The 10,845-nt window shown below is 38.6% G+C and carries 12 protein-coding genes, 1 tRNA gene and 4 pseudogenes; 14 read left to right on the top strand and 3 right to left on the bottom strand.

From position 1 onward, the window contains the following. Window positions 1-1,241: 1,241 nt before the first annotated feature. The 10 genes and pseudogenes from PVV65_RS08475 to PVV65_RS08435 form a co-directional block, all read left to right on the top strand. Window positions 1,242-1,945 (top strand): annotated as a pseudogene (locus PVV65_RS08475) (phage tail sheath family protein); the annotation flags it as partial. Beyond that, the gene (locus tag PVV65_RS08470) at window positions 1,945-2,451 is read left to right on the top strand and encodes a phage major tail tube protein (protein ID WP_273789863.1); all 507 of its coding nucleotides are present in this window, start codon (window positions 1,945-1,947) and stop codon (window positions 2,449-2,451) included. The pseudogene PVV65_RS08475 and the gene PVV65_RS08470, both read left to right, overlap by 1 nt. 2 nt (window positions 2,452-2,453) lie before the next feature. Further along, window positions 2,454-2,738 (top strand): phage tail assembly protein, encoded by a 285-nt coding sequence (locus PVV65_RS08465; protein WP_273789862.1) that lies wholly within the window; start codon window positions 2,454-2,456, stop codon window positions 2,736-2,738. Window positions 2,739-2,779: 41 nt separating this feature from the next. Beyond that, window positions 2,780-2,851 (top strand): hypothetical protein, encoded by a 72-nt coding sequence (locus PVV65_RS10040; protein WP_404978399.1) that lies wholly within the window; start codon window positions 2,780-2,782, stop codon window positions 2,849-2,851. Beyond that, a pseudogene (locus tag PVV65_RS08460) lies at window positions 2,842-4,581 on the top strand (phage tail protein); the annotation flags it as partial. The gene PVV65_RS10040 and the pseudogene PVV65_RS08460, both read left to right, overlap by 10 nt. A 5-nt stretch (window positions 4,582-4,586) precedes the next feature. Then, a pseudogene (locus tag PVV65_RS08455) lies at window positions 4,587-4,966 on the top strand (phage tail protein). Next, complete coding sequence (locus PVV65_RS08450; protein WP_273789860.1) at window positions 4,963-5,187, top strand: tail protein X; 225 nt, start codon at window positions 4,963-4,965, stop codon at window positions 5,185-5,187. The pseudogene PVV65_RS08455 and the gene PVV65_RS08450 overlap by 4 nt, the downstream one beginning before the upstream one ends. Next, a pseudogene (locus tag PVV65_RS08445) lies at window positions 5,184-6,491 on the top strand (contractile injection system protein, VgrG/Pvc8 family). Before PVV65_RS08450 ends, PVV65_RS08445 begins: the two are co-directional and overlap by 4 nt. A gap of 307 nt (window positions 6,492-6,798) precedes the next feature. Next, complete coding sequence (locus tag PVV65_RS08440) at window positions 6,799-7,548, top strand: antA/AntB antirepressor family protein (protein ID WP_273789859.1); 750 nt, start codon at window positions 6,799-6,801, stop codon at window positions 7,546-7,548. Further along, window positions 7,545-7,823 carry a hypothetical protein gene (locus tag PVV65_RS08435; protein WP_273789858.1) on the top strand — a complete coding sequence of 93 codons (279 nt, stop codon included), beginning with the start codon at window positions 7,545-7,547 and terminating at the stop codon, window positions 7,821-7,823. The genes PVV65_RS08440 and PVV65_RS08435 overlap by 4 nt, the downstream gene beginning before the upstream one ends. 40 nt (window positions 7,824-7,863) lie before the next feature. On the opposite strand, the gene PVV65_RS08430 is transcribed toward PVV65_RS08435, so the two are convergent. Together PVV65_RS08430 and PVV65_RS08425 are read right to left on the bottom strand one after the other, a co-directional pair. After that, on the bottom strand, window positions 7,864-8,184 hold the full coding sequence (locus PVV65_RS08430; RefSeq protein ID WP_273757280.1) for an addiction module antidote protein: 321 nt from the start codon (window positions 8,182-8,184) through the stop codon (window positions 7,864-7,866). Then, entirely contained in the window at window positions 8,171-8,473 is a 303-nt protein-coding gene (locus tag PVV65_RS08425) for a type II toxin-antitoxin system RelE/ParE family toxin (protein ID WP_273789864.1), read from the bottom strand. Before PVV65_RS08425 ends, PVV65_RS08430 begins: the two co-directional genes overlap by 14 nt. 159 nt (window positions 8,474-8,632) lie before the next feature. Between PVV65_RS08425 and PVV65_RS08420 the strand changes: the two genes are divergently transcribed. From PVV65_RS08420 to PVV65_RS08405, 4 genes are read left to right on the top strand one after another with little or no spacing between them, the layout of a single operon-like run. After that, on the top strand, window positions 8,633-9,295 hold the full coding sequence (locus PVV65_RS08420; RefSeq protein ID WP_273789857.1) for a lysozyme: 663 nt from the start codon (window positions 8,633-8,635) through the stop codon (window positions 9,293-9,295). Next, entirely contained in the window at window positions 9,292-9,519 is a 228-nt protein-coding gene (locus PVV65_RS08415) for a hypothetical protein (protein ID WP_273789856.1), read from the top strand. Before PVV65_RS08420 ends, PVV65_RS08415 begins: the two co-directional genes overlap by 4 nt. Further along, on the top strand, window positions 9,452-9,655 hold the full coding sequence (locus PVV65_RS08410; protein ID WP_273789855.1) for a hypothetical protein: 204 nt from the start codon (window positions 9,452-9,454) through the stop codon (window positions 9,653-9,655). Before PVV65_RS08415 ends, PVV65_RS08410 begins: the two co-directional genes overlap by 68 nt. Continuing rightward, the gene (locus PVV65_RS08405) at window positions 9,648-9,860 is read left to right on the top strand and encodes a hypothetical protein (protein ID WP_273789854.1); all 213 of its coding nucleotides are present in this window, start codon (window positions 9,648-9,650) and stop codon (window positions 9,858-9,860) included. Before PVV65_RS08410 ends, PVV65_RS08405 begins: the two co-directional genes overlap by 8 nt. Before the next feature lie 259 nt (window positions 9,861-10,119). On the opposite strand, the gene PVV65_RS08400 is transcribed toward PVV65_RS08405, so the two are convergent. Next, window positions 10,120-10,209: transfer RNA gene (locus PVV65_RS08400), tRNA-Ser, on the bottom strand. Window positions 10,210-10,845 lie beyond the last annotated feature (636 nt).

Below are 10,845 nucleotides of genomic sequence, written 5' to 3'. Positions count from 1 at the left end.
GCTTTATAACCAATCAAAAGCAAATGTGTATTAAGTGAAATGTCTATAACAAAACCCGTTTTTATATTTACGCGCGTTGGTTTTTAAAAGTAGCATTTCATAAGACAAATAAACAAACGCTTTTATAGAATCTATGGTTTTTATGATTTGCTTTGCTGTGAAATCTAGATCTTTGTTTTTTTCGTAAATGAAACGTTCTTAAGAGCAAATGATAACTGAGTTTATAGCTATTTATATCAAACATCAGTTTCAAACGTTTATACATTCACTTAAGAGGTTCTTATAAGCATATTTTTACTTTTCATTAAAACCTAATTTCTTTAAAAATTAGCCGGCTCAAATTTGAGCTGGCAAAATTAACCACCCCAATTCTGGGGGCGTTAACTTTAGAATAGAGCATTTTTTTAACAGCATTATTTTACTAAAAATTTAGTAAAACCCTATGCGTTTAGATTTTACAATGGTTTTGAATTTTGCTTTCTTATCTTAAAGAGCTGCCCCCAAATTTGGGGGGTACTAAAATTACTCAATCCAAATTTGGATTGCCCCCATTTGGCTTCATATTTTTAAACGATAACTTTTAAAACGTTTATTGACAGCTTGCTTGCGTTATATCATTCAAAGGCTTTTGATTTCATAAGATATAACGTTTTTAATTTCATAACTGTTGTGATGATATGTTTGTATAATGCCTGCCTATCATTTTCTAAACTTTTAGAAAGCGCTTTAAAAACGATTTTGAAATCCTTTATGCACCTTAAAATGAATTAAAACCTATAAGCTTATGACAGTTTCAAACGATTACCCTCTTATAGGTAATAAAATATTGCTATAGCATTTTTAGATTTTACACTTCTCAATTTTAAGAATCATAATCTCATACTTGATAATGCGATTACTAATCCAATTGTTAAAACAAGCTGTGATCTTTAAACGTATGTTATCGATAATTTCAAATGACTAAATTTTAAACAATGCGATTTTTGAGTGATAAAAACGTATCATAAAATTTATGAACTATTATGAATGATAACTGCTTTTCATTTCATTTGAATACACACATGCGTTATAATATTTACATCATGATTTGCTTTTTATGGTCTATTCATACATAGCAATTGTTTATAAAAAATGGTCAAATTAAACATGCATAAAAGTGTGGATTCTGATAGGGGTGCATATAAAATTATTTAAATAACATATTGATTTATTTATATTTTTATGTCATATGTGGCGTCGGGCGTTTGCGCGCCATTGTGGTGATTGATGCCCCCAACACAACAGATGAAGCAGCCCTTAGTGCAGCAAAGGATTTTGATTCAAAACGCGCCCTTCTCATTGATTCATTTGTAAAGGTCAATCGCAATGGCAAGATCTTAGAAGAACCAGCAAGTGCGGTGGTTGCTGGGGTCATTGCCAAAAATGATTTTGCCAATGGCTTTTGGCATTCCCCTTCCAATAAAGTGATCAATGGAATTGTTGGCATAGCACGCCCAATTGATTTTTCCATTGGTGACAGATCAAGCCGTGCTAACCTTCTTAACGAACAAAACATCACAACAATTATCCGCGAAAATGGTTATCGCCTCTGGGGCAATCGCACACTTTCAAGCGATACAAAATTTGCCTTTTTATCCGTGGTACGCACCGCAGATATGATTAACGATGCTATTTTGCGCGGACATCTATGGGCGGTCGATCGCAATATTAAAAAGACTTATCTGAATGATATGAGTGAAAGCGTCAATGCTTATTTGCGTGATTTAAAAGCGCAAGGCGCCATTCTTGGGGGACGCTGTACACCACAGATCTAGAGCTTAACACAGCAAGTGCTATTGAAGATGGCAGAGTCTATTTCAATGTAGAGTTCACGCCCACAACACCTGCAGAACACATCACCTTCCGTTCACAAATCATCAATGATTACCTAGAGGAGATCTTTTAATGACTATCCCTGTTTTACCAAGAGTTTTGAAATATTTTAATATTTTTGTCGACGGTATTCCCTATCAAGCAAAGTGTGAAAGCGTCATCCTACCGAATTTGAATTTGGTCGTTGAAAGTTATCGTGGCGGTGGCATGGATAGCGCTATTGAGATTGATCTTGGTCTTGAAATCCTCTCCCTTACCATGACCATTTCTGATTGTTCTCCAGAATTAATGGCACTGTTGGGACGCACAGATGTCGACATCTCACTGCGCAGTTCAATGCAAGCCCAAGGCACACCTGCAGAGCGGGTTATCATTACCATGAGAGGACTTTGCAAAGGCTTTGAAATGGCAGAATGGCAACCAGGAGGCAAAGCAACTTCTACAGCAACATTCACATTGCAATATTTCAAATATGTCCAAAAAGACGCTGAAATTGTTGAGATAGACGTTCTCAACTTGGTGAGAAAATTCAATGGCGTCAATCAACTTGCAAACCACAGAGAAAACATAGGATTATAAAAATGACTGTACAAAAAACTGTTACATATAAATTGCTTGTTCCTATCACATTTGAAGGAAAAGAACACACAGAAATTACCTTACGGCGCATCAAAATAAAAGATATAAAAGCCATCGAGAAAAAGGAAGGTACTGATCAGACGACAATGATGATTGCACGCCTTTCTGAATGGCCGTATGACGCTGTTAGCGAAATTGATAGCGCTGATCTGAATAGTATTGGAGAAATTTTGGATTCTTTTACCAAGCGGCGGGAAACCTCGACTGGGAAACCGCTGCTAGACTGATCGCTAATATTGCCATTGTATTCCATTGGTCCCTTTCAGAGATGATGGAAATGGAACCAAGAGAGTTGCTCTTTTGGCAAAAACAAGCAGCAGAAAGGTATAAGACAAAATGAGTAAGATGAAAAATCAAGCACAAAGACAGCATATTGCTGCTTTGCTGTTTGGTGGTGATGGCAAGGAAATGGCATCCATGCTCTCACAAGGCATGGCACCCATTAAAGAACTCTTTGCAAAGGCGCGGAAAGGAAAATGGCTGATAGGAGCAGATGTTGCACGCTATGCAGCAGATTTAAGCGACAAGCTTGGTGCCTTTAAGAAAAAAATAGGCGGTATCGCAAGCTTTATTGGCGCACGTTTCATGCCTGTGATCAATGATATGATTGATGGTTTTTCAAAGTTGATTGATGAAAACCGCGACCTCATTCAAACAACCGTTGCGAGCTGGGCAAAAACCTTAAAACAAGTCTTACAAGATTTACTTAATCCTACCTCTGATTTAAGAAAAGGCATCAGTGATCTCACAGAGAGAATTAAAGGCTGGTTCCAATGGCTAGAGCCCTTAATTGGTGAAATAACCCTCTTTAAAGTTGGACTTGTCGCCCTTGGTTCATTTATTTTTGGTCCACTCATTGCCGCATTAGCAGCCGTAGGAGTAGCGTTTGTTAGCCTTGGTATCACAATTATGACGACACCTATCGGTTGGTTAATGGGTGGCATTGCAGCGCTCTTCGTCCTCTATCAATATTGGGACAAACTCAATGGCTGGGTAGCTACGTCCTTAGCCGTCGTGAGTGTAGTTTGCATCAGGCTTGCTGTCGCTCTTGCAGGACCACTGTCTTCCGTCTTAACTGCAGTTGGTTCTAAAATTGCTGGTCTTGCTGTAAAACTTGGAAAATCCCTATTTTCAGCATTAATCGCGGCAGATAAAACTTTCTATGAGGTTTGTTACAACTCTTGCAAAATCACTGCTTTCAGCACTCGTCTCAGCTGCTTCTGCAGTTGCCAGTCTTGCTTTAACTCTTGTAGGTTCACTCATTTCGGCAATAACCGCTGTTGGTTCCGCTTTTATATCGCTTGGTATTGCTATCATGACAACCCCTATAGGCTGGATAATGGCTGGTATTGCAGCCCTTATTGGAATTGGATATCTGCTCTATAAAAACTGGGATACAGTCATGAATTTCTTACGCAATTTGTGGAATTCTTTTGCCAACTTATGCAGTACTGTTTTTAATAAACTCTTTAGTCTCTTTAAAAAGTTTTCACCCCTCTCTTGGATTGCAAAAAAAATCAATGCATTGATTGAGTGGTTGTTTGGAGTCAATCTCATGGATGCAGGTGCCCATCTGATTGGAGGATTGTGGGATGGCATCAAAAGCAAATGGAATGCTCTCTCCGATTGGTTTAGCGGCATGATTAACACATTAACCAGTTGGATGCCAAACTGGATGAAAGAAAAGTTAGGATTTAGTGCCACAATCAATAAAACTTCAACCCAAACCATTAAAACCCTACAGATGAAGCACAAGCCCCTGGCAAAAGAATTCTTGATACAGCCATTATCCCCAATGCTCCATCTGGAAAAGGTAAGAGCAGTTCTAATAAAGGCATAGTTGAAACAGGACAAATGCAGGCGACAAATGTAAAGGTTGAATCTTTCAAGGTTCCAGAACCCATTATGGTGCATAAGCCGGTGGAAGTAGATGCTCGCGTGATGATTTCAAATTTAAATATTTCTCTCCCCAATGGTTTAAAAGACGAAATCCGCGCCGCTGTTAACCAAGCACTCGAACGCTATGCAAAACAGCAAAGTTTAGCCATAGCCTCTAGCCTTTCGGATTAAACATCATGATGTTAGCTTTAGGTGGTTTTATCTTTTCCATTGAAACAGCAGCCTATCAAGCCCTCGATATGACCTATAACATTCCATGGGTCGAGCAAGGGCGATTGAGACGCAAAGCTGCTCTTCAATTGCCAGCTGTTGCAAATGCGGAATTTTCTCTAACTGGTGTGATCTATCCAGACTTTAAAGGCGGTTATAGACAACTGGAATATTTGCGGCAAATGGCACATGAGGGACCTCATATCCTTGTGACGGGTCAGGGCAAGATTTTGGGTAAGTTTGTCATCCTTTCTGTAAAGGAAAAGCAAAGCTTTTTTCATCAAAATGGTACCCCAAAAAACAAGAATTTACTGTCAATTTGAGAGAATATGGTGAAGAACTATGAGTGATCTTTACGTAACAAAAGAAGGCGATATGGTTGATGCTATTTGCTGGAGATATTATGCCAAAGGACAACAAGCCCTTGCTGTTGAACGCGTTTATGCAGCTAATTTTGGTCTTGCAGACTATGGACCCATCTTAAAAGCAGGCATCACAATCCTCTTGCCAACCCTCCCCTATCCTAAAGCCACACCGGTCATTAGAATTTGGGGCAGTAAATCATGAAACCTTTTTGCATTGTGATGGCAATATGGCGAAAATATTACAAGAACTCTCATGGATTATGTTTTGTCGATTGAAATTACCGATGAAGCAGAAGACAAAAGTGACCGTATCCCATAGAACTTGATGACCGCGCCCGTGAGTGTGATAACGGCTTTCTTGACATTCCTCTCATCGGGACAGTTATTTCCATAACACTTGGCTATGAAGGCGGTAAAAACCGCGATATGGGCGCCTATCTGATAGACGAAATCTCTGTAAACAGTCCACCACAAACCTTAAGTGTTACAGGGCGCGCTGCTTCTATGAATACATCTTATAGAACCCCCAAAAGCCAATCTTATCATCAACAAACTTTTGGCAGTATTGTTCAAGAGATAGCAGAGCGTAATGGCTATACACCAAAGGTTGATCCTTCTCTTGCAAAAATTGTTGTGCGTCACATTGATCAAACGGCAGAAAGCGATATGGCTTTTGCCACACGCCTTGCAGAAGAATATGACGCCGTTGCAAAACCCGTTGATGGCAAATTGGTGCTTGCCAAACGGGGGGAAGGCAAAGCCATTACCGGTGAAACACTCCCTATTGTTGTTATCCATGAAAAACACTGTACCTCTTGGGATTTTAAATATAGTGCACGAGATGAAGCAGGTAGCGCCAATGGCTTAGCAACAGATGCGGGAGATGACCAAAAAGCCGCCGCCGATGCAAGAGAACCAGAAGAAATCGAGGAGAGTGAAGATGTAATCCATATGGATGACAGTGACAGAGCATCATCATCTGAATCGGAAAAAGCAGAAACAACACCTGAGAAAGAAGAAGACAAAGAGAAAAAGGGCGGTGTACTTGCAAGCTATCATGATATCCGCACTGGTGAGAAAAAGGAAGTCAAGGTTGGTAAAGAACCTTTTCATGAACTCAAATATACCTACCATAACCAATCAGAGGCTGTTGCGGACATTGCTGCTTATCGCAATAAATCATCACGCGGTAAATCTTCTTTCTCATGTGAGATCGGTGGTGATCCCTTTGTGCAAGCAGAAGCAAAGCTTGTTCAAGAGCCCCCTTTCCGCTCCTACATTCCAGCAGAATGGCGCATCAAAAGTGTCAAACACAAGCTTGATAAGACGGGTGGATATACAACAAAAATAGAGTGCGAACTTTTTGATAAAGCCCAAGAAGATGCTGCAAAAAACGTAGCAAACACCACACCAGACAAAGACGATACCCTTGATCCAAACGCCCCTCCCAATGCATGTGATGAAGGAGACGGCGTCATCCATATGGATAAAGAAGATATCAATTAGCATAAATATTAAAAATCACAGAAAGCTGCTTGACAATATGGCAATAATATGTCTATTGTCGAATCAGGTGCCTAAGAAACACCTTAGAAAATACCAAGCGGACAAACTACCGAGATAGTTTATTTTCCGCAAATTAAAGGCTTTGACTCATTGTATGTTACACGCATATAATGATATTGTCGGGTGTGGTTACGCTATACAATACCCTTTTTGGGAAAAGTATAACGACGGACTTGGTACCGTGTTTCTTAGCACCCGGCACTCTTTTTGAGTGTCATTAAGAACCTCTATTACCAAGGAGTTCACAATGAACACACTTATTCCGATATCGGAACAAACTGTTGGACAGGAAATTGTTCAAACAGTAAATGCACGTAACCTGCACGCATTCTTAGAGGCAAAACGAGACTTTTCCAATTGGATTAAGGACCGCATTATCAAATACAATTTAGAAGAGGGAATAGATTATATTTTAACGCTCGCCAAAACTGGCGAACGTCAAAATGTAGTATTAAAAGAATATTACCTTACACTAAATGTAGCCAAAAAACTTTCTATGCTTGAGAATAATAAGAAAGGTAGAGAAGCTCGTTTATACTTTATTGAATGTGAACGGCGTGCAAAGCAGGTAGCAACACCACCAATAAATCTTTCCAATGCTTTGGAAAATCCTCTTACGATTAAGCAGCTTCTTTTAGAGAGTATCAATCAATTAGAAGACTTAAGAAATGAGGTGAGTACACTCAAGCCAAAAGCAGAAGCTTTGGAGGGCTTAAAACGTTCGGATGGTTTGTTTGGTCTTATTGAAGCAGCTAAGATGCTAGAGGTGAGACCAAAAGATTTAACCGATTACTTGCGTAAACATGATTGGGTGTATCGACGTGCTCCAGGGGAGCCGCTGTTACCCTATCAAGATAAAATCAAGAAAGGCTTTATGAATTGTCCTGCTATCACCATTAAAAGACCGGATGGGACAGAAAAGGTACTGCCTTCAACAAAAATCACCTCCAGAGGTTTGGCATGTTTGAGAGAACAAATCCATGGAGGTGTACAATGAAGATCGATACTAACTTTTTATGCGATTTATGGATAGCATTGTCTCAATTTTCTGATGATGAAAATGTGAGTGATAAAGATTGTAGTGCTCTGGTTCAAACCATGAATGCGGTAGAAAAAACTTTAATTTTAAAGCTTCAAAATGACGTGCCTAATATTACAAAGATTTTGGCAATCCTTACAGATTTTGGTTCTTCAGAGTTACCGCATAGCATGGATTCTTTGTTGCGAACTTACGAACCCAATTTTGAGAACCCCATTAAAAAGGTTGCTTAAAGTAAAACATCCCCTTCCCCACTTTAAGGTGGGGAGGAGGTTAAGAGGCTTCTTCTAAAGCTGCCTGCTCCTTACAATTCTTTTGGATAGGCGTTAAACTCATTTGTAAATCTAATGCACTTAAAACACTAAGAAAAGTAGAAAGCCGTGGATCACCTTTATCGCTTAAAGAACGATAAAGCGACTCTCTTGATAGTCCTGTATTTTGAGCGATTTTACTCATTCCTTGGTTTTTTGCTATTATACCAAGAGCATGAGCAAGATACTTACTATCTTTGCTTTCAAGAGCATCTTCTAAAAGAATCCTTTGTGTCTCAGGTGTCTTGAAATATTCACTTGTGTCAAATTTAGTAATTTCCATGTTTCATTTCCTTTACTAATTGAAGGGCTTTTTTGATATCCTTTTGTTGTGTAGATTTATCACCCGCATTTAATAACAAAATGATTTGCTTACCTTGTTTTACAAAATAGATTCTATAGCCAGGACCATGATGTATTTTTAATTCTCCAATTCCACAGAAAAATTTTACATTTCCAAGAAATCCCGTTTCTATTCTTGCTATGCGTTTAACAATATGTGCTTGTGCAATCTCATCTTTTAAAGAATCTAGCCATTTTATAAAATGCTCTGTTTTGTACACTGTAAACATTTGTAACTTATAAGATACAATTTCTACAATGTCAAATACATTCTTTTGTTCCAATGAAAAAGCTACATAGGTTTTAACAAGCCAACCTTCCGAATGGGAAAGAGGTCAATTTTTTAATCCAGCTCTGCTTTTTGCGGAGCTTTTTTTATGGAGAATTTTATGCGAAAAATATCACAAGAAGGTCTTGCACTCATCAAACAATGGGAAGGTTTGCGTTTGAATGCCTATAAAGACGCCATTGGTGTATGGACAATCGGTTATGGACATACCAACAGTGCTGGAAAACCTTTTGTCCACAAAGGCATGACAGTCACTGAACAACAAGCAGAAGAACTTCTTTGCCAAGACTTAAGACAATTTGAAAATGTCGTTGAACGCGCTGTTACAGTTTCATTAACAGATGAACAATTCGCGGCGTTAGTGTCGTTTTGCTATAATGTAGGAACAGGAGCCTTTTGTAACTCGACACTGTTAAAAAAGCTCAATCAAGGTGAATATGAAGCTGTCCCTGCTGAGCTACAGAAATGGACCAAAGCAGGCGGAAAGCGTCTTGAAGGTCTCGCACACCGGCGTGCGGCAGAAACAGGCTTATGGGCAAAAGGGGCTTATGTTTCCTCCAATTATCAAACAGTAGAAACGCAAGCACCAACAGGGCTTTTCAAAGCAGAAGCATTGGCACCGATTATTGGTTCTTTTTCAGGTCTTGGCGGCTTGTTGGCAGGCAATGGTCCAGTGCAATGGGCTCTTGCTACCATTATGGTTTTAGCCGCATGTGTTGGTCTTTTCCTTGTTGCCAAACGCTTTCAGGAGCATCGTCTATGATCTTATGGATGAAAAAAAATCTCATGCTAACAGGCGCGGCTTTAGCCGCTTTTTTTATGATTTTAGCAAGAGCTTTTACTCTTGGGAAAAAAGCAGAGCAACAAAAGCAAACAGAAAAAGCTTTAAAGGCAGCCACAACACGTCTGGAGGTGGAAAATGAAGTTAATCAAAAAAGTGATGCTGATGTGCGCACTGCTCTCTCTCGCTGGTTGCGCGACAAATAAGTATGTCTCTTGTGTTGGTTGGTTGCCTATTTATTTAGAGAGGCAAGATGTTAACGTCATCAGTTCAAACTTAGCAAGAGATATCTTAAAACATAACACCCTAGGTGAACGTTTGTGTGGATGGAAACATGGCTAGAAGAAAAACAAGAGACGATGTAGAGCTTACAGAAGCGGAAAAAGAAATCCTTCAAGAAATCATCATGACCTACAAAAGTGTAAAGGTGATGTCGCGTTATACGAAATGGATTGTACTTATTATACTCTTATTAGCGCTTGATTTTTCACGTATCCTAGATGCTATAGAGAATATTTTTACACAAAAACCAAATATCCGACTCTAAACATACTCTGAGACGCGCGAAATTCTTTAGAAAATGGTTTCTTAATTTTGCTCGTCTCATGGAGGCGATAGAGAATGTCTTTGCACATTTAAAATAGTGGATTTCAAAGAATTCAAAAAATTATTAGAGAATGTTGGAGGGAAAAGATGAGCTTCGTAACGGTATGTTGGAAAATCCTATTCCCGAACTTTTGTTAACGCTCCCGAACCTTTAAAAAAATTACAAAGAATCAATACGTTATACATAGAAGAAAATTGTATGGCGGAGAGAGAGGGATTCGAACCCTCGATATGGTTTCCCATATACACGCGTTCCAGGCGTGCGCCTTCAACCACTCGGCCACCTCTCCAGGAGTCTCGCACTATACTCAGAAAGAAATAACGTGCAAGCCCAAATTATATATTCAAAACTTTAAAAACAAATTCATTTATTAAAATTAAAAGCTGATACCTTTTGAATAACGAGCACATCCTTTCTTTTAATATTCACTATAATATCAAAAAACGCAATAAAGTCAATATGTTGCGTTCAATTATTTTATATGAATCCACTTAAGAATCCACACTTTTATGTATGATTCATTTGACCATTTTTTATAAAAGATTGGCACGTATGAATAGAGCATAAAAAGCAAATCATGATGTGAATATTATAACGCATGTGTGTATTCAAATGAAATGAAAAGCAGCTACCATTTATAACAGTTCATAAATTTTATGATACGTTTTTATCACTCAAAAATCGCATTGTTTTTAAATTTAGTCGTTTGGAATTATCTATAACATACGTTTAAAGATCACAGCTTGTTTTAACAATTGGATTGGTAATCGCATTATCAAGTATGAGATTATGATTCTCAAAATTGAGAAGCGTAAAATCTAAAAATGCTATAGCAATATTTTATTACCTATAAGAGGGTAATCGTTTGAAACTGTCATAAGCTTATAGGTTTTAATTCATTTCAAGGTGCATAAAGGATTTCAAT

Origin of the sequence: Bartonella sp. ML70XJBT, from assembly GCF_028618425.1 — a bacterium.
Classification (GTDB): Bacteria; Pseudomonadota; Alphaproteobacteria; order Rhizobiales; family Rhizobiaceae; genus Bartonella.
The sequence above is the reverse complement of the archived record's forward strand: the minus strand, read 5'-3'. Positions and strand labels throughout refer to the sequence as shown.